The sequence below is a fragment of the Psychrobacter immobilis genome (assembly GCF_904846185.1).
Lineage (GTDB): Bacteria > Pseudomonadota > Gammaproteobacteria > Pseudomonadales > Moraxellaceae > Psychrobacter > Psychrobacter immobilis_B.
Window position 1 is genome coordinate 119,253 of sequence record NZ_CAJGZQ010000001.1, and the last position, 26,220, is coordinate 145,472.

Below are 26,220 nucleotides of genomic sequence, written 5' to 3' on the forward strand. Positions count from 1 at the left end.
AAGTTCATGAATAATGAATCAACCACAGTCAAGCAACCTGTATTGTTTATACCTCATGGTGCCGGGCCTTGTTTTTTTATGGATTGGCAACCAGCAGACACTTGGGATCAGATGGCTGACTTTTTAACTAATAGCTCAAATGGTTTGCCAGAGCGTCCCAAAGCTATTTTAATAGTCAGTGCCCATTGGCAAACGCGGGAGTTTAGTATTACTGCCAGCAAGCAGCCTGAGCTGATTTATGATTACTCTGGCTTCCCTGAGCATACGTATCAGCTGGCTTATCCAGCAGCTGGTGCGCCAGTACTGGCTGAGCGGATTGGTCATTTGCTCATCGATGCTGGTTTAAGCAATAAGCAGGACAGTTCCAGAGGTTTTGATCATGGGGTGTTTATTCCACTGAAACTGATGTTCCCTGACGCCGATATTCCAGTAGTACAGCTATCTCTGCGTCATGATTTAGACCCAAAAGTACATCTAAAAGTGGGCCAAGCGCTTGCCTCACTACGTGATGAAGGCGTGTTGATCGTAGGCAGTGGTATGAGCTTTCATAATATGCGCGGCTATGGTGATTCAAGTTTTACCGCACCGTCAGTAATATTTGACGAGTGGCTAACGACAGCAGTTGCAGCTAATGCAGATGAGCGCTTTGCAGCGCTTGCTAATTGGACAGAGGCACCTCATGCATTGGATTCTCATCTATTAGGTGCGGAGGAGCATTTGCTACCTTTAATGGTTGCCGTAGGGGCAGCAGGAACAGATAGAGGTAAGAAAACATATTCTCAGCAAGTCATGAAAACTCAGATTTCAGCCTTTCAGTTTGGATAAATCTATTAATCTGATATTCATTTAATTCTTTATAAACTGATACTCACAAAGCAGCAAACATACATAGACAAAAATTATTTATAAACGGAGAAATATTATGAACATCGGCCTTAATGGAAAAACAGCACTCGTCACAGGTTCAACTGCGGGAGACTTTCCTGAAAAGTGTGTAAGTATTGCTATAAGCTAAATGACAGTTACACAGAATCTGGAATGGTCTCCTGACCGGCAAGTATCTCAACCATAAGATACTTATCCAATAGAATTAAGCTGCACTATTTAACAGTTAATGTCTAATTTTAAGCATTCTGATTTATTAACGGAATTATCATTAAAGTTTATGCCAATCTTCAATCGCTTTGTACCCAGTTTCTAGTCCTACATCATAGCTATAACGAATTTTAGCTTTATCTTTAGATAATCGACCCGCCATATTTTTCAAGTCGGGTGGGCAAACTTCTAAAAACTTCTGTGGTGATGCAGAATGTAAAAATTGCACCGCATCATTATAACGTTGGGTTCGTGTTAATAAGCTTTGGGCAAAACCATATCGTTGCTTAGAAAAATATTTAGCCAACAGCTGATCGCCCTTGCGACCTGCTTTATAGTAATTGTGAGGACGAGTACGGATCACCATTAGCTTAGCAACACGATCTTGTTGAGCGGCCCAATGCACAGGCAAAGCATCAGCTACACCACCATCGAAATAAGGTTCGCCAAATATCTCGACCGCTTGACGAGTCAGCACTGGTATAGAACTTGATGCTCTTAATCCATCCAAAATATTGTCTTTACAGGCTTTAATATAGTTAGCTTCACCTGAAATAGCGTGTGTTAGCACCATGTAAAACTCAGCATGACTGGCAAATAATTGTGCCTGATTTAGTGGATGCTCTTGTTCCACCACGTCCCACATCCACTTTAGATCCAGTAAGTCCCCACCTTTAAGGAAACGACCATAATGGATAAATTCAGGTCGAAGTGAATGATCTAAGTAAATCTGCAGGGTGCGACCTTGTTGCGCAGCTAAATAGTTAGCAACGTTCGTTGAGCCTGAGGACACCCCCACACAAAGATCAAAAGGATTAAATTGTTGTTGTAAAAATGCGTCTAAGACACCACTGGTAAATGCGCCACGCATTCCACCACCTTCAACTACAAGTGCTTGTCGATGTTGTTTAAGCATTGAAAACCTCGAATTCTTGTAAATACTACCTTTTTAACTTAACCATTACATAGAGTAATTAAGTGAAGCGCCTCGAGTATATCGGAGGCTGATACTTTTCCAAAGAACCATCTTAAACTACCTAGCTCCAAATTTTACTCATTCAAGTAAAGCTCAGCCATCCCGTCGAGCCTAGCTTTCACCTCTTTCCAATGCGGCATGACTTGAGTTAATAAGCGCCAAAAATGCTCACTATGATTGTGCTCAGCGATATGACACAGCTCATGCAATATCACATAATCAATGCATTCTTTTGGTGCTTTGACTAAGTGCGGATTGAGGATTAAATTACCTTTATTTGAGCAGCTTCCCCATTGTTTTTTCATTACTATTAACTTCAATGAAGGATTATTTTTTACCCATGAGGCCTTATTTATCAAGGCCTCAAGCCTCTCTCTAGAGACCGACGTAAATTTATCTTTATACCATTTATCAATCAAGCTTTTCACGAGAATCGCTCGTTTTTCAGCGTCTAATTCAGAATCATTTTGAGACAATTCTACATGTAACTTACCGCGACTGAGCTTCACCGTACTGTTTATCACATCGTTAGTTTTTGCATCGGTTATCACTTTTAACACATAACGACGACCCAGATAAAACTGGGTCTCACCACTGATATAACGTTTAGGCAATACGTGATCTTGTTGCTTTGCAAATTCTTGTAGGCTTTGCCATATCCAGCGAGCACGCTTCATCATGGCGTCATGTATTATCTCGTCACTGGCATCAACAGGCGCTGTGGCGACTACACGCTGATCAGGATGTACCTTGATGACCACTTTGCGAGGTTTGCTCTTTTCGTTAATAAGCGTATCGCTTCTAGACTTATTTTTTGTGTCTTTACGCACGACTTCATAATGGATCTTATCTTCACCATAATAAAAGTTGCCTGTCTCAGTCATTGCCTACTACCCTCTTGCTGCTCGTGGGCTACTTGTCTCTCTCGACAGCCCAAGTCGGGTAATCTTTAGCACCTCTTCAATGAGCTGTTGCGCTTTATCAATACCCAAGTCAGCAAACAGCATTGGCAATAATCGTCTATTAATCGCATTTTCAATTTCACTGGCATTGATGGAATATTCCGCCACATTCGTTTTGACTACTTCATCAATCTCAAAGGCGTAAGCGACCAGCTTGTCATTATCTAGCTCTTTATCCGCTAAGAAATCAGCGTCAAATAAATGCTTAAACAAACCAAAATAAGCCTGAGCATGTTTATTTAATTTGCCATTGTCATCGATAAATTCATTCGGTACATCAGCAACATCGCGGTCTTTGACGGCCTGCTCAAAGTCAGCAAACATCATGTACTGCTTCACGGGTGCATCGAACATCGCTTTAGCTTCTTCAATGGCTTTTTTTAGGAGCTTAGAGAAATACTCTTGCGCATACGGATCATCAGCCAAATCTTGCTCAATCATCTTGGTCACACGACCTGTAATTTTATCGGTTTGGTTGCGTGCTTCATCGTCACTCATGGCTTCAGGCTTAATATTTTTTCCTAGGTTATCGACTAGGTAAACGCCTTTTGCTTCTTTAACCTCAAGCCCTGCAATGTGCTTATCAAGTAAGCTACGAATATCCGCTTCATACTCATCATAGTCGATGGTTTCATCAGCATCTTCACGAACTTGCTTACGTAGATTGATAAAGGCTTTTAGATCGGCTTTGTAGCGATCACGCTTGCTATCAAATGATTTATCTGCAAAGAAAGATGCTGATTGCAGCGCAATCTTCATGGCGTTAGAAAACTCGGTCAAAGCAGCATAAAAGTCATCACGTTCTTTAAGCTTGGTATCGACTACTCTGCCATCGATATCCTGCATCTTAGGTGCTAGCACTTGCCTTAGCGCTTGCCCATCCTGTTTGTTTTTTACCGATGAAAAGATAGCCCACAGCTCGCTATGCAGTCTTGGCAGCTGCTTGTACTCAGTATCCATGGCGTTATACAGACCTTTGAGGTCTTCGATATCAAAGCCACCTTGCGTACGTTCCGCTAAGTCTTGATATTTCTCAATGGTGATATCCAGCTCTTTTAGGATGCCACGATAATCAATCAGATAACCAAAACGTTTCTTCTCATGCAAGCGGTTCACCCGTGCAATGGCTTGAATGAGGTTATGCTGCTTTAAAGGCTTATCAATATATAAAACGGTGTTCTTTGGCTCATCAAAGCCCGTTAATAGCTTATCAACGACGATCATAATGTCAGGACCATCGTCCTGACTAAAGGCTTCTATGATGGCTTTGGTATACGCTTTTTCATCACCGCCGAAGTCTGCGGCGACATTATCTTGCCACCATCTTTGTACGATGTCTTTTGATTCGCCATCGACAGTGTCATGCCCTTCACGAGTATCAGGTGGTGACATGGCAACCACTGAGGTCACTTTACCAATCTTATCCAATGCCATTTTATAGCGGATAGCCGAGGCTTTAGAGTCACAAGCCAACTGACCTTTTAGATGCTGCTGTTTAAAGTTTTGGAAGTGATCAGAGATGTCATGAGCGATCAGCTCGATACGTCCCTCAACCTGATAGATTTGACCTTTTTGGGAGAACTTACGTTTGAGGTCACTCTTTTGATCATCAGTGAGCTTTTGGGTAATACGGTCAAACCAGCTATCTATGGCTTGATCATTGGTATTAAGCTCAGGGATACGCTCTTCATATAGTAATGGCGTGACGGTTTTGTCTTTAACCGCTTGCTGCATGGTGTAGGAGTGAATGATGCTGCCGAATTTGTTTTCAGTCTTATCATCTTTTAGTAATGGCGTACCCGTAAAGGCAATAAAGGCAGCGTTTGGCAGGGCTTGCGCCATACGGATATTGTTCTCACCATTTTGGCTACGGTGACCTTCATCGACCATGACGATGATGTTTGGGCTGTCGTTATAACATTCGTCATACTTAACTGCTGAGCCAAACTTATTAATAATTGAGAAGATAACCCGCTCATTACCATGACCGATTTGCTGCGCTAAACGGCGACCCGAGGTTGCCATGGCACCCGTTTTGTCGCGATCGGATAATACACCACCTGAGGCAAAGGTTTTACTAAGCTGGGTTTCAAGATCGACACGATCGGTGACGACAATGACGCGGCACTTCGCGAGCTCTTCTAACCAAATAAGCGCTTTGGAAAAGAATACCATCGTAAAGGACTTACCACTGCCTGTGGTATGCCAAATGACACCGCCCTCACGACTGCCTTTTTCATCGAAACTGCTAATACGTTCAATCAGAGCTTTGATGCCAAAGACTTGCTGATAACGGGCAACAATTTTGCCAGCCTTTTTATCAAACAAGGTAAACATGCGCGTCATCTCAAGCAAACGCTGTGGCTGTAAAAGACTGATGATTAAGCGGTCTTGATCGGTAACGACCAGATCACCGCTAGCAATCAGTGATTTATATTCATCTGTAATAGAGACAGGACGATGCGCAAACAGATTCTCAATCTGATCATCACTGAGCACTTGGTTTTTTAGACGGGCAAACTCAGGCTCAGAGATCTCTTCTTCGACCCACTTCGCCCAAAATTTCTCAGGCGTACCGCAAGTGGCATATAGACCGTCATTACCATTAACTGCCAGTAATAACTGGCTATAGGCAAACAGGTGCGGGATTTGTTTTTGACCTTGATTACGGATGTGCTGGGAGACGGCTTGCGTGTTGGTTGATTGCCACTCTCTACTCGAGTCAGGACGTTTGGCTTCAATCACTGCCAACGGTAGACCATTTACGAAGCAGACGATATCAGGAATGATATTACCTGTCCCTTCAGCATTCTGTACTACCAGCTCTTCGGTAAAGTGAAAGCTATTATTATCGATATGATTCCAATCTATCAAACTGATGGTTTGCGAGGTTTTTTTACCGTCGATAAACTCAGTCACCGTCACGCCATATAGCATGGCGTTATAGAGCTTTTCATTAGCGAGCTGCAACCCTAGATTCATCGCTGGGTTTAGCTCGTGCATGATTTTATCAATGGCGCTATCTGATAAATGATGCGGTGTGCCTTCAAACATAAAGGTTTGCTTGGCTAAGAACGCACGCATAATCGGCAATAGCACGACTTGAGCAGTGGCTTTATTTGCAGTCACTTTTGAGCGCATGGCGTTGCATTGGGTTGGCGGAATAAACTGATAGCCTAGCGTGGTGAGCAAGGTTAAGGCAGGGATTTTTGAGCTGAATTCTTCGGCGAAGTTGAGGCTTTTATTAAAATTAGGGTTGATCATATCTGCCCACTTTAGACATAGCGTTTGTTTGGTTGCTTGTTTGGTTTTATCGATTGTAGCCCAAACACCATAAAAGATGTCATAAAAAAGGCAACAAAAAACCGCCAAGGTTGCGCGTTACCCAAAGGGCACTAAGCGTGGCGGTTATGTTGGGTGTAGATTAGTTGATTACTAAAAATGTGTCAATAAACCTCTTTATAAATATTTTCGCAAATGGGTAAAGTTGATAGCTTCTATACCATGCCCTGCTGCAAACCCATATAAATCAAGATCGGCGGGAGACCATCCCGCATTCTGTGTAACTGCCCTTTAGATTAAATGCCTGGTGATACGGTCGTCGAACATAATCATAAAACGATTCAGAGCAGACGTCCAGTTACGGATTGGCATCGACCACCTTGACGATGCCTGCTGGGTTGCTAAGTACACCACTTTGAATGCTGCCTGATCAGACGGGAACACCTTACGCTTATTCACCGCCGTCCGAATCACACTGTTTAATGATTCTATAGCATTGGTGGTATAGATGGCTTTTCTGATATCTTTCGGATACTCAAAGAACACCGTTAAGCCCTCCCAGTTATTACGCCAAGACTTGATGACATGTGGGTACTCTGTGCCCCAAGTCTCATCAAAGTGCTCAAGATTGGCCTCTGCTATCTCAAGCGTATCAGCGCCGTAGATGGCCTTTAAATCAGCCGCTATTGCCTTCTTATCTGTCCAAGGTACAAACTTCATCGAATAGCGCACCATATGCACGATACACAGCTGAACCTTGGCTTTGGGATAAACGGTATTGATGGCATCAGGGAAGCCCTTTAGACCGTCAACACAAGCAATGAGGATATCTTGTACCTCGCGGTTTTGTAATTCAGTGAGAACGCCTAGCCAGAACTTAGCGCCTTCATTCTCTGATAGCCACATACCAAGCAGCTCTTTTTTACCATCAAGAGCAACGCCTAAGGCCAGATAGATAGCTTTGTTGATGATCTGCTTGTCCTGACGAACTTTGACGACAATGCAGTCTAAGTAGACGATAGGATAGACGCTGCTCAGTGGCCGGTTCTGCCAAGCGGTGATGTCATCCAAGATGTTGTCAGTGACTCTGGAAACCAAGCTGCTTGAGATGTCGACGTCGTAGATGTCCTTGATGGTTTCGACAATCTCAGTAGTGGTTTGACCTTTGGCGTATGAGCGAGGATCAGCAAGTGTCTGGGAGACACTTGCCCGAAGCGCAAGACGTAAGGCTATGCCTGTAGTGAAATATGATCTTGTCATCAAGACCTGAAATACGGGTTTGGTGCTTACTGACAAGTACAGGCTCAAAGCTACTGTCGCGGTCTCTTGGGGTGGAGATCTCAAGCTCGCCTGTGTCGCTACGGACTCTCTTTTTAGTGTGCCCATTGCGCTTATTAGGCCTGTCTGCCTTTTCATGCTTGGGGTAGCCGAGATGCTCTTCCATTTCTGCTTCTAGGGCAGTGTCGATGAAGGACTGCATGAGCTGCTTTTGAAAGTCTTTGATGTCATCAAAGCTTTTCTTGCTCACTCATCGCGCGGCCAGTTTCTTGATGTCAGTTTGCTTAGTCATTGCTTATTCTCCGGTTAGTGGATTATAAGCAGTTACACAAAGTTTGGGAAACTCTCATGGAAAATTGCCTTTTGAGTTTGAAGCAATGTACAATGATAAGATTAACCCGTTAGGTCAGGTGGCCTAACTTAAATAAAAAGTCTCCGACAAACCCGGTACGGTTCAGATGATGCGTTCTACTACATGGATTACAGTCTTGGTTGGATTGTTCATGTTCCAAAGCTTTTGGAATGTGGCGGCGGCCTTTTGTGTCCATGAACAACAGCCTCAATCACAGCAGAGTTATCATTTTGGTCATCACCAAAATACCTTGTGTGCCAGCGATAGTCGTCAACACGATCATAATGGACAGTCAGAAAACATAAAAACATTCAGTAGCGATTTAGAAATCGGTGAAGATCATCAAGATCATCTACCATCGATGATGCATTTGATTGTACAAAATGAAAAAGTAGATGTGTTTCATCCAAGCTCTGAAGTTAAAGTGAATCCACAATTTCATTGGAAAAACAGCTATCAGGCTCCTGACCTGTTTCAACAAAGCCCACCTCCCGAATTTTCCCCGCTCATGGTGGGGTAGCCTAAAACATTCCCACCACTTTTATTATTTAAATAAGTGGGAAAAATCATGTCTTCACAATCAATTATACTCTTGCGTCATAGCTTGGTTGCTTGTATATGTGCAGCGGCTATGCAATATAGCTATGCTGAAAACGTTACCAGCTTTGAATCCGCTTTAGCAAAAGTACAAAGTTACCAGACTCAAGACAAGCCGTGGCAACAAGTTCAGCAAATATCTGAATTGAATATTCAGCAAAGTCGGTTATGGCAGAATCCAAGTATAAGTTTAGAACAGTCTGGCTTTGGCTCAGGTCAAGAACAGGAATTCAATGTTGGCGTTAGTCAACCTCTAGATCTATTTGGTCAGCGTAAGCTGAACCGGGTGATTGCCAATACCTCGAATCAACAAATCCAATTGCAACAGCAATTATGGAAGGCACAAAGCCAACTGATTGTTAAATTTGCATGGTCGCAATTTGCACTTGCTGAGGTTGAGCAGTCTGCTTATTCAGTACAGTTAAAAACAAGTGAAGTCAATCTGGACAGTGCCCAGAAACGCTATCAGGCAGGCAGTATTGCCCTGGTTGATTTTGAGCGTGCCCAAATTGAAGCGCTAGAAATCCAACGACTTTATCAGCAAGCGATGCTGAATAAACAAGCTGCCGGTCGTCAGCTGTCTAATTTGTGGGGGGGAGAAACATCTTCACATCTTCAATTGAATAAAACCGCTATCCCTTGGCCAGAGCAAAGTCTCCAAACTGTGCAACGGTATATTGCTGAAGGGTGGCTAGAAAAATTCTATGCCTTGAACATTCAGCAATCGGATCATCAAATTGAAAATTTAAGAATTCAGGCACGTCCCAATCCGACTTTAAATGTAGGCATGAAACGTAGCAAAACCCCTAATGAAAGCAACGATACGACTTTAGCAATCGGCGTGGCTATTCCACTGAATATTTTCAATCGCCAGCAATATGCGATCCCGATGGTCCAGCAACAGCAAATATTGCTGAACCAACAGCAGCAGCGTGAGCTGAAGCAACAAATACTCGATATTGCCAACAGCATGCATCAGCTCAAAGGTTTACGTAGCCAGTTCGATGCCACAACAGCACAAGTTACTTTGGCGACCAAAGTTCAGAGCCGTACTTTACTAGGGTTTCAGGCAGGGAAACTGTCCATTACCGACGTTCAGCAAGCAACCACCCAACTGCAGAATCTTCGATTGGGTCAATTACAAACTCTACGTCAAGCTTGGCAAACTGCCCTAGCAGCTGAGGCACTCAGTATTGGCACAAGTTATGAAGAAATTAGCCGTTCGGATGCCTATACACAACTGAATAAAAAGGCAGTCGAAGCATCGCAAAATTTAATCAATGGGGGAGCACGATAAAATGAACGCCAAGCAAAACGGAAAAATATCCCAGTCTCTCATGATTGTAGTTTTGATTCTGATTACGGTCTTGGTCAGTCTGGCTATTTGGTTAAGTTCAAAAAAAACTGAATCTGAGGGGCAGGGTTATGATGAGGGAAATGCCGAATATTCTGATGAAGATAGTTCTGAAGAAGGACATGCTGAAGAAGGCGAAATACAACTGACCAGCCAACAAATGGTTGAACAAGGTTTAAAAGTTGCTGTTGCATCCACAGGATTGGTTGAAAAGCTGACAACCCTGCCAGGTAAATTGGTGGTGAATACCGATCAACAAGCGCATATATCGCCTAATTTTAGTGGTTATGTCGAGCAGATCAATGTGGCTTTAGGACAGAGCGTGCAAAAAGGACAAACGCTGGCTGTACTAACCGTGCCTGAACTGATCGACCAACAGGCAAATCTGCGTATGGCACAGGTGAATCTGGATTTGGCCCGTAAAGATTACCAGCGCGAACAGCAACTCTGGTCACAGGGGGTTTCTGCCAAACAGGATTACCAGCGTGCCGAAAATGCCTACCGTCAAGCGCAGATTACTGTCCAGTCCTCACAAGCACGTTTAAATGCATTAGGTGCAAGTGGCAATAACAATGGGCGTTTTCTGATTAAAGCACCGATCTCTGGGGTGATCAGTCAAAAAGATATTGTGGTCGGTGAAAATGTGCAACTGGCTAATCAGCTCTTTGTCATTGAACAGCTGAAAGACCTTTGGTTGGAATTTAATCTACCAAATACCTCAAATATTCACCTTCAAGCAGGGCAAATTTTAAACTTTAAAACCAATGGTTCTGATCAAAATTACCAAGCAAAAGTACAAACGCTGAATTCACAGGCAGATTTACAAACTGGACGTTTACAAGTGCGTGCCAAAGTCACCACACAAGCGGATGTACTGCGTCCAAATGTTTTGGTAAATGTTTTTGTGACTGATGCACAAGCAAAAACAGCGTTAAGAGTCCAGAAAAAAGCCTTACAGCAGGTTGAAGGAAAACCTGTGGTATTTGTGATTGAGTCTGAAGAAAAGGGACTGGTTCATCTTAAAGCACAGCCAATAGAAGTGGGCGTGAGCAGTCAGGATGGGCAATGGCTAGAAGTCATTTCTGGATTAACTGAAGGGCAGAAATACATTGCGGATGGCAGTTTTCTATTAAAGTCTGAATTAGAAAAAGACGAGGCAGGCCATGGACATTAATTCTGATCTGCCAAAACCAGAAGGTTTATTCGAACGAATCATTCAGTTTTCCATACAAAATGCGATTTGGGTGTTGCTCTTTGCCTGTACCTGGATTGCGGTCGGGGTGTATAGCTATCAGAAACTCCCGATTGATGCTGTACCCGATATTACCAATACCCAAGTCCAGATTAATACTCAAGCCAAGGGTTTTACTGCGCTTGAAGTCGAACAGCTGATTACCTATCCCATTGAAAATGCCATGGCTGGCATTCCGGATCTGGAGCTTACCCGTTCCATATCCCGTTATGGACTCTCTCAAGTCACCATTGTCTTTAAAGATGGGACTGATATTTATTGGGCCCGTCAGCAGATTAACCAACGGACACAGGAGGCGCAATCTGAGTTGCCTGCACAAATCGCACCGACGATGTCCCCCGTTTCTACGGGTCTCGGTGAGATTTATCAATGGGTACTGAAGGCAGATCCGAATGCGAAAAAGCCGGATGGAACTGCATACACGCCGATGGATTTGCGTGAGATTCAGGACTGGATTGTGCGTCCTCAACTGCAACGTGTTAAGGGAGTTGCAGAGGTCAACAGTATTGGTGGTTTTGAAAAAACCTATGTGGTCTCTCCCGATTTAAACCGGATGCAGCAACTGAATATCTCATTAGAACAACTGCAACAGGCTTTAGCGCAAAATAATGAGAACCGAGGTGCAGGTTATATTGAAGACAATGGTCAGCAACTGACGGTACGTGTACCGGGTGCATTCAATGGGCTTTCTGATATTGAGAACACCATGCTGGGTAGCCCAAATGGCAGCCCAATTCGGGTTGGTGATATTGCGCAAGTCTCTATTGGGCATGATTTAAGAACCGGTGGGGCAACCTATAACGGCAAAGAAACCGTTTTAGGGGTTGTCATGATGGCGATGGGTGGAAATAGCCAGACTGTTTCTAAAGCTGTGGATGCCAAGCTTCAAGATATTCAGAATAGTTTGCCTAAAGGGGTAGTGATTGAAACGGTGTACGACCGTACTACCTTGGTTGAGAAGGCGATTAAAACCGTTCAGAAAAACTTGGTAGAGGGAGCAATCCTGGTCATCATCATTCTGTTCCTGTTTTTAGGGAATATCCGTGCTGCCTTGATTACTGCCTGTGTCATTCCACTCTCTATGCTGTTTACCTTAACCGGGATGGCACAGCAAAATATCAGTGCCAATCTGATGAGTTTAGGTGCACTCGATTTCGGCATCATTGTCGATGGTGCTGTGGTGATTGTCGAAAACTGTATCCGGCGTTTAGCCCATACACAGCAACTGTTAAAACGACCTCTCACACAAAGTGAACGCTTTAAGGAAGTTTTTCTGGCTGCCCGCCAAGCACGTCGTCCTCTTATTTTTGGTCAGCTTATTATTTTGGTGGTGTATTTGCCGATTTTTGCTTTAAGTGGTGTGGAAGCAAAAATGTTCCATCCGATGGCATTGGCAGTGGTACTCGCCCTTGTTGCAGCCATTATTTTATCGATCACCTTTGTGCCTGCTGCTGTGGCATTGTGGGTCAAAGGCGATATTCAAGAAAAAGAAAGTCGTTGGATGTTATGGCTAAAAGCTAAATATCAGCAAACTCTTGATATTTCGTATCAATACAAAGCAGTTGTGCTGACTTTTGCACTGTGTTTATTAGTGATTACGGGATTTATCAGTACCAAACTCGGCAGTGAATTTGCACCACAGCTCAGTGAAGGAGACTTTGCGATACAACAGTTACGTTCACCAAGTACAGGCTTAGAAGAGTCTTTACGTATTCAGGAGAATACTGAAAAACTTCTTTTAAAGAGTTTCCCTGAAATTAAGGCAGTATTTGCCAGAACGGGTACAGCCGAGGTTGCAACAGATGTCATGCCACCCAATATTTCAGATGGCTATATCATGTTAAAGCCTCGTTCAGAATGGCCAAATCCTAAAGAAAGTTTAGATGAATTACGTGGCCGTATGGTGACGTATTTAGCCACGATTCCAGGCAATAATAGTGAATTTTCACAACCGATTGAACTCCGATTTAATGAATTGATCTCAGGTGTGCGTAGTGATGTTGGTGTGAAAATCTTCGGTGATGATATGAATGTCCTCAATACTGAGGCGACTAAAATCTCCAAAATCATTCAGCAAATATCGGGTAGCAGTGCCGTGAAAGTTGAGCAGACCTCAGGTTTGCCATTACTGAATGTCGAGGTAAATAAAACTTTGGCTGCACAATATGGTTTGAGTGTGCGTTCAATTCAAGACCTTGTGGCAACCAATATTGGTGGACAAAGCGTGGGAGAGATTTTAGAAGGCGATCGTCGTTTTGATTTTGTTATCCGTCTTGGAGAGCAAGACCGTAGTGTCGCATCTGTTTCCCAGTTACCTATTCAGCTTCCAAATGGTGGCAGTATTTTATTGTCGGATGTCGCGCAAGTCTCGACCATTGAAGGAATCAACCAAGTCAGTCGAGAAAATGGTAAACGCCGAGTTGTGGTTACAACGAATGTTGAAGGGCGTGATTTAGGGTCTTTTGTTTCTGATGTACAGACACAGCTCAAAGCATACACTTTGCCAAGTGGTTATTGGATAGAATATGGCGGTCAGTTTGAAAATTTGGCTTCAGCCAAAGCACGGATGCAAATCGTGATTCCACTGGCTTTAATCACTATCTTTATTTTACTGATGGCGGTCTTTCACAATGTCAAAGAAAGTCTATTGGTCTTTACCGGGATACCCTTTGCCTTGACCGGTGGTGTGCTGTTCCTTTGGCTAAGGGATATTCCATTATCGATGTCAGCTGGAATTGGCTTTATTGCCTTATCTGGTGTTGCAGTCCTCAATGGACTGGTAATGCTGACCTTTATTAAGGAATTAAGGGACAAATATCCAGTGCATAAAGCCGTGTGGCAAGGGGCTATTTTGCGCTTAAGACCAGTGTTGATGACAGCTTGTGTGGCTTCACTGGGTTTTGTACCAATGGCGCTGTCAACCGGAACAGGGGCTGAGGTTCAACGGCCACTGGCAACCGTAGTGATTGGCGGGATTATCTCTTCAACATTACTAACTTTGGTGCTGTTACCCGTGCTTTATCGTTGGATAAATGAAAAAAAAGTTTCTTAATCCAATAGATTAGTCGATTTACAGCAGAGATATTGGCTGTTATCCAATATCTCTGCTCATCATAAATAGAATAAGGAAAATATTTTATGTCAGAACATCATGATCATAGCCATGCGGTTGTTACTGAAGAAAATAGTAAGAAGTTAATGGTTGCCTTAGGTTTAACGACTACTTTTTTAATAGTAGAAGTTGTCGCTGCTTTTGAGCCCATCCCACATTCTGTGTAACTGCCCTTTAGATTAAATGCTTACTAATACGGTCATCAAACATAATCATAAAACGATTCAGAGCAGACGTCCAGTTACGAATAGGCATCGACCACTTTTTAGATGCCTGCTGGGTTGCCAGATATACTACCTTGAATGCTGCCTGATCAGAGGGAAACACCTTACGCTTATTCACCGCCGTTCGAATCACACTGTTTAGCGACTCAATAGCATTGGTGGTATAGATCACTCTTCTGATGTCTTTAGGGTAACCAAAGAACACCGTTAAGCCCTCCCAGTTATTGCGCCAAGACTTGATGACATGCGGGTACTCTGTGCCCCAAGTCTCATCAAAGTGCTCAAGATTGGCCTCGGCCATCTCAAGCGTATCAGCGCCGTAGATGGCCTTTAAATCAGCTGCTACGGCCTTCTTATCCGTCCACGGTACGAACTTCATTGAATAGCGCACCATGTGTACGATACACAGCTGAACCTGAGCGTTGGAGTAGACGATTTTGATGGCATCAGGGAAGCCCTTTAAACCATCGACACAGGCAATGAGGATATCTTGAACCCCGCGGTTTTGTAGCTCAGTGAGAACACCAAGCCAGAATTTAGCGCCCTCGTTCTCTGATAGCCACATGCCAAGCAGCTCTTTTTTACCATCAATTCCCACACCTAGCGCCAGATAGATAGCCTTGTTGATGATCTGCTTATCTTGACGTACTTTGACGACAATGCAGTCTAGATAGACAATAGGATAAACATTGCTCAGCGGCCGGTTCTGCCAAGCGGTGATGTCCTCTAATATGTTATCGGTGACTCTTGAGAAAAGAGAGCTTGAGATGTCGACATCGTAGAGCTCTTTGATGCTCTCTACGATCTCAGTGGTCGTTTGACCTTTGGCGTATGAGAGAGGATCAGCAAGTGTCTGGGAGACACTTGCCCGAAGCGCAAGACGTAAGGCTATGCCTGTAGTGAAATATGATCTTGTCATCAAGGCCACTAATACGACTTTGATGCTTACGCACTAACGCAGGTTCAAAGTCACCATGACGGTCTCTTGGAGTGGAGATCTCAAGGTCGCCTGTGTCGCTACGGACGGTCTTTTTAGTATGACCGTTGCGCTTATTAGGCTTGTCTGCTTTTTCATGCTTGGGGTAGCCAAGATGCTCTTCCATCTCAGCTTCTAAGGCAGTGTCGATAAAAGATTGCATGAGCTGCTTTTGAAAGTCTTTGATGTCATCGAAGCTGTTCATGCTACCAGCCATTTGCTCGGCCAGTTTTTTAAGGTCAGATTGAGTAGTCATTGCTTATTCTCCTGTTAGTGGATTATAAGCAGTTACACAGAGTTTGGGAAACTCCCATCGGCGGTTAATAAGACACATTTATCTAAATGGCAAATATCAAATAACGCAGCATCCGATAATCCTAGCTTAATAAAGGCAGGGCTAAGTATGATTTGCTTAGCGGATAAATACTTTTCATCGACTGTAACAACAAACTGACTCAGATAACCAAATAGTACTTGCCGCTTTTTTCCTGTGAACCAATCGAGCAAATTCGCAGTTTCTGTCAAGACTTGGGGCGTAGTAATAATAGATTTAAAACCCAGTAAAGTCTTATCTAATATCTTAGCATCAGCTGTCGTGTATGCTCGTGTACGACTAAAATTTTCAACTTCCCCATCGCCAAGCTGAGCCACCAAATACATCGTTAACAGATTGGCATCAAGCAAAACTCGTTTCGATTTGTCAATATAATAATGCGTCACTGTTAACCTACATCACGTATTAACATACCTTTAAAAGCCCCATCTTCGGCACCGATACGAAACGTTTTATATTCGCGTAAGGTTTCTTTTTCTATATTACTTGGCGCAAACGCACTTATTGCTGAAAAACGATTCGGTGTGGTTTCCGTCGTTTTTACTCGATGAGAGTCATAGCCTAAAGTTATTCGCCATTCATTGTCAGACTCTTCAAATACGACTTCTTCTAGTCCTAGATTTTTGATGTTCTCGCCTTCAAACAAATCTACCGCAAATTGTCTAGCAAGTTTTACAGCTTCGGTGACTTCAATCATGTTATCCGCTCCTATTAACATTTCATTTATTCTAAACTATTTAGATGCGCTAGGGTGGCTGAAACGTACTCTACCTAAAATCAGCTTTCCCCATCAACTACCACCCGCTTCTTACCCGTCAACAATACCTGCATCAGCGCCTTTTTCTCTTGCTGCAAATCAGCTAATTGCTGCTCAAGCAATTCAATCTCTTTATCGGCATTGGTTAATACGGTGGCGATTTTTTGTTGTTCTTTTTGAGTTGGAAGACTAACAACTAAGTTACGTAAAACACCTAAAGCAACAAATTTTTGTGTGCCACCAGCATTTAGGCGATAGATCTGCTTATCTATATCATGACTTGATAAATAATATATCAAGAAACTATTTAGCAAGATCCCTGTTTCTTTTATCAAAGCCACATTTTTGATTGCATAATTAGATGACTTAACTCGAACTGGGTTACCTATTGTCCCTATCATTCCAAACAAAATGTCACCATTATTTACGTTTGAACGTTTATTGATTTGAAGGTAATCCTCTTCTGAAATCAATTTAACATTTGATAAATCTAATCTGCCTGAAGATAGTAAATTCTTTGAGGTAATTAAAGGATAACCTACATCTATAAACTCAGGACTGTCATGGGTTCCATCTCTAACATCAGAAACATCACCTAACTTAACCTCTTCCCACTCACCCTCAAACCTTTTACCCGACTCATCAAGCAAGCGCTTTTTACCCGTCAGCAACTGCTGCATCAAGGCTTTTTTCTGCTGGGTGCTATTCTCAATCAAACGCTCAGTCGCGCCAATCGCTTTATCCCAAGTAGATAGAATTTTGGCGATTTTTTGTTGTTCTGGGAAAGGTGGGACTGGCACTTTTAATGATCTTAATACAGTTAGATTAAGAGCTGATTGAGAACTTCCAGAGGAAGAAATACCAAATCTATTTTTAGCTATATCTGAATGTAGGTAATGAACAAGGAACTCGAAACTCTTCGTACGTATACGACCTAAATTTCTATGTATATTAGCGTTATTTAATTGTTTTGGAACTATTCCAATCCGACCGACCGTACCAACTAATGATATTAAAATATCATTAGTCTTTATTCTTGAACGTCTATATTGTTCATCGAGTTCAGGTGAGATATGGTGAAGACATTGCGGTTCACTCAAATCTGATAACAGATCCTTTATTTGAAGAAGAGGTATACCATCAGCGAAGTAATCTCCAGGCTTCAAAACTCCATACGTTATAGGAGCACTAGGCTCACACAACGATTCTAAAGTTGAATACTCCCAATCCTTAGGCACCATAACCCAACTCCTTTAAAAACCCTGCCATCTCAGTCTCTAATTTATCCAATTCAGCTTTTAATTCAAGACGCTCAGTACGCACCGCGTCCAGATCAATCTCAGCTTCTTCCTCAAAGGTATCGACATAGCGTGGTATATTTAGGTTAAAGTCATTTTCTTTAATTTCATCAAAGCTGGCTAGATACGCATATTTATCAACGCTTTCCCGCGCTTTATACGTCTCAATGACTTTAGCAATATTGTCCTCAGTGAGCTGGTTTTGGTTTTTACCTGATTTAAATTCATTGCTGGCATCGATAAACAGCACTTTGTCATCAGTTTTGTTCTTTTTAAACAGCAAAATAGCGGCTGGAATACCCGTACCAAAGAACAGCTTTTCTGGTAAGCCAATCACCGTATCAAGCAGGTTTTCTTCAATGAGCTGCTGACGGATTTTGCCTTCGCTTGACGCACGGAACAGCACGCCATGCGGCACGACCACACCCATACGCCCAGTCGCAGGTTTCAGCGTTTCGATCATATGACTGATAAAGGCATAGTCGCCCTTGGTCTTGGGCGGTACACCGCGATGAAAGCGACCATAGGGATCGCTGCTGGCATCTTCATGACCCCATTTATCTAATGAAAACGGCGGGTTGGCGGTCACCACATCGAACTGTAATAAGTGCTTGCCGTCCTTGTCGAGTAGCAGCGGATTACGGATTGTATCGCCCCACTCGATACGGTGGTTGTCCTCACCGTGTAGGAACATATTCATCTTGGCCAGTGCCCATGTCGAGCCAATGGCTTCTTGACCGTATAGCGCATACTTCTTAGAACTTGAGTTTTTGCGTACCATTGCCCCGCACTTGATAAGTAGTGACCCTGAACCGCAAGCAGGATCACAGATTTGATCACCCTCAACAGGTTCAAGGATAGTCGCTAGCAAGTTAGACACTTCCGGTGGCGTATAGAACTCGCCAGCCGTCGCCCCACTACTGGCAGCAAAATGCTTGATTAAAAACTCATAGGCATTACCAATCACATCGAGGCTACCGACACGCTCAACGCTTAGATTAAGGATGTCTTTGCCAAAATCTTCTAACAGATGGCGTAATAGCTCATTCTTTTGCTTTTCTTGACCGAGTTTATCGGTGTTAAAGCTGATGTCTTGGAAGACGTTTTTGAGCTTGGTGCCGTTGGCTTCTTCGATAGCGTGTAGCGCCTCATCGATGCGCTGACCGTTACCCGGCTGATGACGCTGCTCGTATAAGTCCCAAAAGCTGGCACCTTCAGGCAATACAAAACGCTGCTTGGACATCATGGCATGGATCAGTTCGGGGTTGTCGCCAAACTGCTCGACCAGCTTGTTGTATTCATCTCTATAGACGTCTGATAAATACTTTAGGAACAGCATGGTTAAGATAAAGTCTTTATACGTATCGGCGCTGATGACCCCACGAAAAGTATCGCAGGCGTTCCATACGGCTTTGTTGATATCGTCTTGATTGATTTGGCTAATATTATTAGGTGTGCTGGTAGGCATTTATGGTTCCTGAATACTTTGGGAAGTTATGAATTTTTATAGTGCGGTAATGATAGCAGGGTCTAAGATACTTGGCAGATGTCATTGCTTAAAAATTCGATTACGGTAGACACTGTTAGATTACGACGCATAATTCGTATCATGCTTTTGTCTGACCCTATCATTGATATAAAGTCGTCATTTAAGGTGAATGGACTGATCTCCGAAGTCTTTTGTAATCTGCTACCATTACTGGCTATAGTGTCATCTCTTAATAAACTTTTTTAATCTAGAGTATAGAAGGGCCATAGTTAGTGCTTTATTTACCAAACTTGTGTAGGATAGCTATAAAAAATCATTTCGTTCGGTTTGGCAAATAATTATTAACCAAGGAACTTATTCGAGCTTAATTTATCCAAAATAATAATATCGTTAGTGGTCTTAATTAGTAACTTAATATTCAAAATTGGAAAGTGTAGATATGTCACTGACTATAGATAGTCCGCCAAATGCAGCCGCATTGATGCATTCACTCAGAGATATCGGTTACGAGTTAGATACGGCTTTAGCAGATATCATTGACAATAGTATCACCGCAGGAGCAAGCAAGGTCAATATCACCTTTGAGACTGATCCTGTGATTAAAGTCGCTATCTTAGACAATGGCGATGGTATGAGCCGAGACGAACTTATAAAAGCGATGACAATTGGATCAAAAAGCCCTCTAGTAGAGCGTTCTACTAAAGACCTTGGCAGGTTTGGCTTGGGTCTAAAAACAGCTACTTTTTCACAGTGTAAACGTTTGACGGTAGTTACTAGACAATTTGATCAGACATGGGCAATGCGTTGGGACTTGGATCAAGTTACTAAGTCCAATTGTTGGGAGCTAATACAGCTCGGCGAGGAAACGATAGCTGATGTTTATCAGTTTGATCAGTTGGAAGATACAGGTACTCTAGTAGTCTGGGAGAACTGTGACCGCCTGCAAGGTGATGAAAATCGTACTAACGATAATCATATATTACAAAAATTCGATAATGCTGAAAAATATCTTGGGTTAATCTTTCATCGATTTTTAGACAAATCACCAAGTGCGGTATCGAATCTAGATATTATTATAAATGGCAGGAAAATAGGTTTTGTAGACCCCTTTTTTCGTCATAAACCCGCCACGCAAGTTCATAACCTTGAAACCATCAAATATAAAGACGTATATATTAAAATACAGGGCTATACCTTACCGCACCATACAAAATGCACCAAGGAAGAGTATGAGAAATATTCTTTAGGCAGCTATAGAGACAGCCAAGGATTTTACGTTTATCGAGCAAACAGACTTCTAATAGCAGGCGACTGGTTTCGATTGGCTCCAAAATCAGACTTAACTGCTCTCACCCGAGTTGAGATTGACTTACCCAATAATTTTGATAGTGAGTGGCATATTGATATTAAAAAATCACACGCTAAACCACCTGAGCAGATGCGCGATCAACTCAAACAATATATTGATACTTATATTCAGGGGTCTAAGCGTGTCTATAACTCTAAAGGCTATAGACATAAAGGTGAGACCACTCCTATCTGGCAAATGTATACCAACAAGAACTTACGTTCTTATCAGATCAATAAAGACTATCCTCTGATTACGCAATTTATGGAAGGACTAGATGACAAACAAAGCAGTCAGCTTAGACAAATATTAGGTTTGATTGAGGAAAGCTTTCCGATTGATCAACTGCATGTAGAATACGCCTCTTCTCCTAAAGACTTTAAAACCAAGCACACTGATAAAGAGCTTGAAGAGTTAGCACTTGGCTATCTTAAAGATTTTGCTGATCTAGACCTGCGAGCTAATATTGATATGGTCGCTGCATTTTTTAAGGTGAACGAGCCATACAGTGATTACAAGGGTGAATGGATGAACTTTTTGAACCAAATTGAAGGATAGTGTAATGGATGTAAATACCTTAAACAAAATCTATGATACTTGTGTCAACGCCATGTCGTCTAACGACGAGCTATCTAAAGAAAAGGCAATAACGTTTGCGCTATCCATATTCGGCTTCAAGGCTCAAGAAGAGAAAGAGGCTTTTGAGATACTGATTAACAAGTTAACTGTTTTTTTTGATACTAAACAAGAAGAAGCACACGTTTTAGATGATCAAGAAATAGTGCCTTGGATACACACAGTAAATAGTGATAGATATTATAGTGATCGCTATCACACCTATTTGCAGAATGAAGAACAGTTGCCAGCTAGAGTTATCGATGTTATCAAGCGCACTAATGAAGATATTCTAGAGCGCTTGGGCAACCCTTACATAGATAAACCGTTTAGACGACAAGGTCTAGTCGTTGGTAATGTTCAGTCTGGTAAAACAGCCAATTATTTATCCCTAATTAATTTAGCTGCTGACTACGGTTATAAGTTAATCATCTTAATTACAGGTATTCATAACAACCTAAGATCTCAAACCCAGAAACGTGTGAATAAGGGGTTTATCGGTTATCACAGCGATGAACAAAAATACACAGGGGTGGGTTTAACCAACGATCCTGCACGTCAGGAAATTATTGACGCAAAGCAGCCGCACTGCTTTACCAGCTTGACGGAAGACTTTAATGGCAAGATACGTAAGACCACAGCAGTTCGACTGGGCAGTGCTAAAAACCCAGTCATTATGGTTATCAAGAAAAACTACCATACTTTAGATAATGTCATTAAGTGGCTGAGGAATAATGACGATGGTAGGCGCTTTATTAATGAGCCTGTATTAATTATTGACGACGAGGCTGATAACGCTTCAATTAATACCAGTAAAAAGCCTAACGAAACGACCAGAATTAACGGCCAAATACGGGAGACTTTGGATTTATTTCTTCAAGGTTCATATGTTGGCTATACCGCAACCCCTTTCGCAAACATTTTTATAGACCCTGTTAGCTATAGTGATGCGGTAGCAGGTGACTTATTTCCTAAGGACTTTATATTTACGCTAGTACCACCATCGAACTATCTAGGAGCAACTAAATTCTTTTTAGGTGATGATGACGAGCCAAATTACGACTCTCCTTACGTTGAATTTATTCAAGATAATGAGGATAGTATTCCATTAAAAAAGCCTACAGACTTTGTTTTAACTGAGCTTCCTAAGAGCTTAACGTTGGCACTTTACGAGTACTTAGTCAGTATCGTGATCAAAGGCTTACGGCCAGTGAGCAATAAACATACTTCCATGCTGATAAATATTTCTCATAAAACCCAAGAACAAGCTGAGGCACGATATCTGGTAAGCCAAGAGATAGAGGAAATTGCCTTGGCAGTAAAGTTTCATGGCGCCAAACCACATCAAGAGCGGATGAAAAACTCGCACTTAGAAGGCCTTTATCATGAGTTTTTACCTCACTCGGATGAATGTAGTATTGATGAGTTTTTTACTAAGCTACAGAAAGTTATTGATTCAGTGAAAGTAAGAATGATCAATAGTGCTAGTAAAGACAAGTTAGATTACGACAATTATGAGAATGGCCTAAACGTCATTGCTATAGGTGGCTATAGTTTATCTCGTGGATTTACGCTAGAAGGATTAACTGTCAGCTACTTAATACGCAATACGGCTATGGCAGACACATTATTACAAATGGGACGTTGGTTTGGTTATCGGGATCAATATAGTGATCTTTGTAAACTGTATATACCTGATGCTTCCTTTGAATGGTATGCCTTTATTGCTCAGTCTATTGAAGAGTTACGCTCAGAATTTTCTATTATGGAGCAAAATGGCCTAACGCCTGCTGAGTTCGGTCTAAAAGTGAGAACCAGTAATACCGGACTATTAATCACTGCTCGCAACAAAATGCATCATACCGAAACGGTTACCCTATCAGAAAGCTTTTCAGAAGAGGCTTTTTCACTACGGGGTGTATCATTAGATAACTTACCTAGACAGCGTCAAGTCTTTGCTGATTTCGCGCTTAAGTCTGCTCATGCATATGGTTTTAAACCAGTTTATAATCATGTCAAAGAACAAAATGACAAGCGGTTTCATCTGATTCAAAGAGTCAGCATTGACGAGGTGATTAACCTGTTTAATGAATATGAACATTCAATCGACGATAGTGGTAGAAAGCAGGCGCTGATATCTTACATTGAAGAGCGTAGAGATGAGCTGGCAATGTGGGATATTGCTATTCATAAAAGCTATTTAGGTGAAAATGCACAACCCCAGGTTCGTACTTTTGCAAAATCCAGTTATAGATCCGACCATGTCAAAACAGCTGACGGTGGTGGTCGTATTTTGAGACCTTGGGAGGAAGCATTTGGCTTAACAGATGAGCAGTATGCACATGCAAAAAAACAAAAAGATGAGTCAAAGGTCAAACAGACTGCGCGATTTTATAGAAGAAATAGAAGTCGGCCATTACTTGTACTTAAATCCTTCAACCTTTATGTAGGCTCTAAAAAAGAAGGTGATAAGAAGGGTGAAGATCCAAAATACGAAGACGTACCAGCCTATGCGATCAGTTTTCCAAAATCCAGCAATCACAACCCTGTAAGTTACGTGGTGAATAAAGTCTTTATAGAAGACTACTTCGGTGAAGAGGATGAATCAGATGAACCAGAGGAAGGTTATGAATAATCCCAGTGATCTTCAAAATTACTATACTGATGTAATGAATGAGCTTGATCATAGTGCTACGTCACAGGGCAACTACAAAGAGCTTTTATTCATTGAAAAGATTCTCCCTTATATTCAAGAACAAGGTGTGGTTGATGACTTAGATCTATATCATTTTTATAAACCAAGTACTCGATATGGCCGTATTGATGGTCTAGGTTTTAAAGGTGATTACAACGATCCAGAACTAGACCAGTTAGAACTGGTCTTGCTCATTAATGATTTTGTTCATGATGATAGTATCAAGTCTTTAACAAATAGTCGTATTGAGCAATTAAAAAAAGCAGGGATCAACTTCTTTAACAGCGCATTAAAATCATCGTTCATTGAGAGCTTGGAAGAAAGTTCAGACGGTTATATAGCTGCTAAAGAAATATTTCAAAAGTATAAACGCATTGAGTCTATTAAGCTTATTATCCTCACAAACGCTCAAATCAGTAAGCTAGTGGCCGATAAAAAAGAAATTGATGACGATATAGATCTACCCTTAACAATCGATATCTGGGATATCAAACGAATTTATGATCTTGAGAGTAGCCAAACAAAGTCTGAAGCCATCGAAATTGACTTAAGAGAATGGGGAGGTCCGATACCTTCGTTACAGGCAACAGAGTCAGAGGAATTAACAAGCTATTTATGCGTTGTCAATGGACAAACGATTGCTGCTCTTTATGATAAGTACGGCGCAAGATTATTAGAGGCAAATGTCAGAAGCTTTTTGCAGTTCCGTGGCAAAATCAATAAAGGCATCAGGAAAACGATAAAAACCGAACCTGAGTATTTCTTTAGCTATAACAATGGTTTAACTGCTACAGCATCAGATGTAGAATATGATAAAAGCAAACAGATTATTACAAAGATAAATAACTTACAGATTGTGAATGGGGGGCAAACTACGGCTTCTTTATTAATGACTCAAAAGAAAGATAGAGCCGATCTAAGTAAGATACAGGTGCAGTTGAAACTTAATGTGGTGAGTGAAGCAAAGTCAGATGAGCTTATTAGTAATATCTCTCGCTTTGCGAACTCTCAGAATGCTATCAAGGATTCAGATTTCTTTTCTAATCATCCTTTCCATCGGACTCTTGAAAGGCTATCAAGACAGATACTAGCTCCCACATCAAAAGAAAGAATCAAGCCTACGCGTTGGTATTATGAAAGAGCGAGAGGGTCTTATTTAAATGCTCAAAGTAAGCTGACAGATGCTGAAAAAAGAGCGTTTAAATCTGAACATCCTAAAGAACAGTTAATTATAAAAACAGATTTAGCTAAGATTTATCTTATCTTTGACAAAAGACCTCATGATGCTATCAAAGGTGCGCAAATCGCATTTAACGGATTTGCACAGTCAATAGAAAAGGTTTGGGACAATAATTCTGAGACAATAAATGACTATTTCTTTAAAGAGCTGGTAGCAAAGTTTGTAATTTGGCATGCCTGTAAAAAAGCGGTGTATAAGCAAGATGATTTCGTTGGCAATACTAAGGCAACTTTAACTGCATACACGATATATATTCTTAAAGCTTTAATGGATAAACAAGACCTTGATTTTAATTATCCAAAAATCTGGCAAGAGCAAGCCGTAAATGATTTTTATTATGATCAATTTGTAGATACTTCAATTAAGCTAAACGCCTTATTAAATCAGTTGAGCGAAGAAACTGGGAAGGCAGTACTATCTATGGCCAAGTCTAAAGAAAACTTAATTAAAGTACAGTCGATAATTGATAAAACAGATTACTTCTCACTAGACATGATGTTCAAAACGCAATTAGTTTTTAAAAGTGTCATTGAAGAAAAACGCCAAGATTCTGCTCAACAAACTAAAACAGTGACTAAAGCTGTAAGTAGCTTAATAGACCTCTGTAAAATTCCTCCAGCTAGATGGCTAGATCTAATAAAAAATGCGGAAGAAAAGGGCGTGTTAAACGAAACTGACAAGCAGGTTTTGTCGCTGGTACCTAACGTTCTACTTGGAAAATCATTGAAGACACCAACAGATAGGCAAGTCGATCTGATCAATAAGACCTTAAGCAAGCTTGAAGATAAAGGCGTTTATTTAGATGCTGGGTAAGAGTGAGTCAAAAACTTGTCTACCCATCCTAAACTAGAAAAGCGTATTAAAGACTATTGAAACGATTCTCGCTCTAGCAAATAAAAATAAGACGAGATTACTTTCTTATAAGCTATTAAGGTAAAAATAGACTTATACAATACCAATTCTAAGTAAAAATAAGTTGATTAT

The 26,220-nt window shown here is 41.6% G+C and carries 15 protein-coding genes and 3 pseudogenes; 9 read left to right on the top strand and 9 right to left on the bottom strand.

From position 1 onward, the window contains the following. The first annotated feature begins 6 nt into the window (after window positions 1-6). Window positions 7-825 (top strand): DODA-type extradiol aromatic ring-opening family dioxygenase, encoded by an 819-nt coding sequence (locus JMW94_RS00540; RefSeq protein ID WP_201599711.1) that lies wholly within the window; start codon window positions 7-9, stop codon window positions 823-825. A 331-nt stretch (window positions 826-1,156) separates the two neighbouring features. On the opposite strand, the gene JMW94_RS00545 is transcribed toward JMW94_RS00540, so the two are convergent. The 4 genes and pseudogenes from JMW94_RS00545 to JMW94_RS00560 all read right to left on the bottom strand — a co-directional run bounded on the left by JMW94_RS00545 (window position 1,157) and on the right by JMW94_RS00560 (window position 7,843). After that, window positions 1,157-2,011, bottom strand: coding sequence for a patatin family protein (locus tag JMW94_RS00545; protein ID WP_198328257.1), 855 nt, complete (start codon window positions 2,009-2,011; stop codon window positions 1,157-1,159). Between the two features lie 134 nt (window positions 2,012-2,145). Further along, the gene (locus JMW94_RS00550) at window positions 2,146-2,955 is read right to left on the bottom strand and encodes a M48 family metallopeptidase (RefSeq protein ID WP_201599712.1); all 810 of its coding nucleotides are present in this window, start codon (window positions 2,953-2,955) and stop codon (window positions 2,146-2,148) included. Between the two features lie 6 nt (window positions 2,956-2,961). Continuing rightward, window positions 2,962-6,297 carry a type I restriction endonuclease subunit R gene (locus tag JMW94_RS00555; RefSeq protein ID WP_201599713.1) on the bottom strand — a complete coding sequence of 1,112 codons (3,336 nt, stop codon included), beginning with the start codon at window positions 6,295-6,297 and terminating at the stop codon, window positions 2,962-2,964. 309 nt (window positions 6,298-6,606) lie between these two features. Next, window positions 6,607-7,843, bottom strand: a pseudogene (locus JMW94_RS00560) (IS256 family transposase). Window positions 7,844-8,051: 208 nt separating this feature from the next. Here JMW94_RS00560 and JMW94_RS00565 point away from each other — a divergent pair. The 5 genes and pseudogenes from JMW94_RS00565 to JMW94_RS00585 all read left to right on the top strand — a co-directional run. Then, window positions 8,052-8,465 (top strand): cation efflux protein, CzcI-like, encoded by a 414-nt coding sequence (locus tag JMW94_RS00565; RefSeq protein ID WP_227514115.1) that lies wholly within the window; start codon window positions 8,052-8,054, stop codon window positions 8,463-8,465. Window positions 8,466-8,513: 48 nt separating this feature from the next. Beyond that, entirely contained in the window at window positions 8,514-9,839 is a 1,326-nt protein-coding gene (locus JMW94_RS00570; RefSeq protein ID WP_201599714.1) for a TolC family protein, read from the top strand. A 1-nt stretch (window position 9,840) separates the two neighbouring features. Then, window positions 9,841-11,070, top strand: a complete 1,230-nt coding sequence (locus JMW94_RS00575; RefSeq protein WP_201599716.1) for an efflux RND transporter periplasmic adaptor subunit — start codon at window positions 9,841-9,843, stop codon at window positions 11,068-11,070. Continuing rightward, entirely contained in the window at window positions 11,060-14,200 is a 3,141-nt protein-coding gene (locus JMW94_RS00580; RefSeq protein WP_201599718.1) for an efflux RND transporter permease subunit, read from the top strand. The genes JMW94_RS00575 and JMW94_RS00580 overlap by 11 nt, the downstream gene beginning before the upstream one ends. Window positions 14,201-14,286: 86 nt before the next feature. Next, window positions 14,287-14,397 (top strand): annotated as a pseudogene (locus JMW94_RS00585) (cation transporter); the annotation flags it as partial. 37 nt (window positions 14,398-14,434) lie between these two features. On the opposite strand, the pseudogene JMW94_RS00590 reads toward JMW94_RS00585, so the two are convergent. The 5 genes and pseudogenes from JMW94_RS00590 to JMW94_RS00610 form a co-directional block, all read right to left on the bottom strand. Continuing rightward, a pseudogene (locus tag JMW94_RS00590) lies at window positions 14,435-15,716 on the bottom strand (IS256 family transposase). Window positions 15,717-15,748: 32 nt separating this feature from the next. Next, a complete protein-coding gene (locus JMW94_RS00595) occupies window positions 15,749-16,180 on the bottom strand; it encodes a hypothetical protein (protein ID WP_201599720.1) in 432 nt (143 codons plus the stop codon). A gap of 2 nt (window positions 16,181-16,182) precedes the next feature. Further along, on the bottom strand, window positions 16,183-16,491 hold the full coding sequence (locus JMW94_RS00600; RefSeq protein ID WP_201551384.1) for a hypothetical protein: 309 nt from the start codon (window positions 16,489-16,491) through the stop codon (window positions 16,183-16,185). An 80-nt stretch (window positions 16,492-16,571) separates the two neighbouring features. After that, a complete protein-coding gene (locus JMW94_RS00605; protein WP_201599726.1) occupies window positions 16,572-17,792 on the bottom strand; it encodes a restriction endonuclease subunit S in 1,221 nt (406 codons plus the stop codon). After that, window positions 17,782-19,317: a type I restriction-modification system subunit M gene (locus JMW94_RS00610; RefSeq protein ID WP_201599727.1), complete on the bottom strand. Its 1,536-nt coding sequence runs from the start codon at window positions 19,315-19,317 to the stop codon at window positions 17,782-17,784. Before JMW94_RS00610 ends, JMW94_RS00605 begins: the two co-directional genes overlap by 11 nt. A gap of 460 nt (window positions 19,318-19,777) precedes the next feature. On the opposite strand from JMW94_RS00610, the gene JMW94_RS00615 reads away from it, so the two are divergent. The 3 genes from JMW94_RS00615 to JMW94_RS00625 are packed head-to-tail and all read left to right on the top strand — an operon-like array spanning window position 19,778 to window position 26,049. Beyond that, a complete protein-coding gene (locus JMW94_RS00615; RefSeq protein ID WP_201599728.1) occupies window positions 19,778-21,244 on the top strand; it encodes an ATP-binding protein in 1,467 nt (488 codons plus the stop codon). 4 nt (window positions 21,245-21,248) lie between these two features. Then, window positions 21,249-23,936, top strand: a complete 2,688-nt coding sequence (locus tag JMW94_RS00620) for a Z1 domain-containing protein (protein ID WP_201599729.1) — start codon at window positions 21,249-21,251, stop codon at window positions 23,934-23,936. Beyond that, window positions 23,929-26,049, top strand: a complete 2,121-nt coding sequence (locus tag JMW94_RS00625; RefSeq protein WP_201599730.1) for an AIPR family protein — start codon at window positions 23,929-23,931, stop codon at window positions 26,047-26,049. The genes JMW94_RS00620 and JMW94_RS00625 overlap by 8 nt, the downstream gene beginning before the upstream one ends. Window positions 26,050-26,220 lie beyond the last annotated feature (171 nt).

Coding starts and splice junctions, on each gene's coding strand:
- JMW94_RS00540 (WP_201599711.1), top strand. CDS start 7: ATGAATAATGAATCAACCACAGTCAAGCAACCTGTATTGTTTATACCT.
- JMW94_RS00545 (WP_198328257.1), bottom strand. CDS start 2,011: ATGCTTAAACAACATCGACAAGCACTTGTAGTTGAAGGTGGTGGAATG.
- JMW94_RS00550 (WP_201599712.1), bottom strand. CDS start 2,955: ATGACTGAGACAGGCAACTTTTATTATGGTGAAGATAAGATCCATTAT.
- JMW94_RS00555 (WP_201599713.1), bottom strand. CDS start 6,297: ATGATCAACCCTAATTTTAATAAAAGCCTCAACTTCGCCGAAGAATTC.
- JMW94_RS00565 (WP_227514115.1), top strand. CDS start 8,052: ATGATGCGTTCTACTACATGGATTACAGTCTTGGTTGGATTGTTCATG.
- JMW94_RS00570 (WP_201599714.1), top strand. CDS start 8,514: ATGTCTTCACAATCAATTATACTCTTGCGTCATAGCTTGGTTGCTTGT.
- JMW94_RS00575 (WP_201599716.1), top strand. CDS start 9,841: ATGAACGCCAAGCAAAACGGAAAAATATCCCAGTCTCTCATGATTGTA.
- JMW94_RS00580 (WP_201599718.1), top strand. CDS start 11,060: ATGGACATTAATTCTGATCTGCCAAAACCAGAAGGTTTATTCGAACGA.
- JMW94_RS00600 (WP_201551384.1), bottom strand. CDS start 16,491: ATGATTGAAGTCACCGAAGCTGTAAAACTTGCTAGACAATTTGCGGTA.
- JMW94_RS00605 (WP_201599726.1), bottom strand. CDS start 17,792: ATGGTGCCTAAGGATTGGGAGTATTCAACTTTAGAATCGTTGTGTGAG.
- JMW94_RS00610 (WP_201599727.1), bottom strand. CDS start 19,317: ATGCCTACCAGCACACCTAATAATATTAGCCAAATCAATCAAGACGAT.
- JMW94_RS00615 (WP_201599728.1), top strand. CDS start 19,778: ATGTCACTGACTATAGATAGTCCGCCAAATGCAGCCGCATTGATGCAT.
- JMW94_RS00620 (WP_201599729.1), top strand. CDS start 21,249: ATGGATGTAAATACCTTAAACAAAATCTATGATACTTGTGTCAACGCC.
- JMW94_RS00625 (WP_201599730.1), top strand. CDS start 23,929: ATGAATAATCCCAGTGATCTTCAAAATTACTATACTGATGTAATGAAT.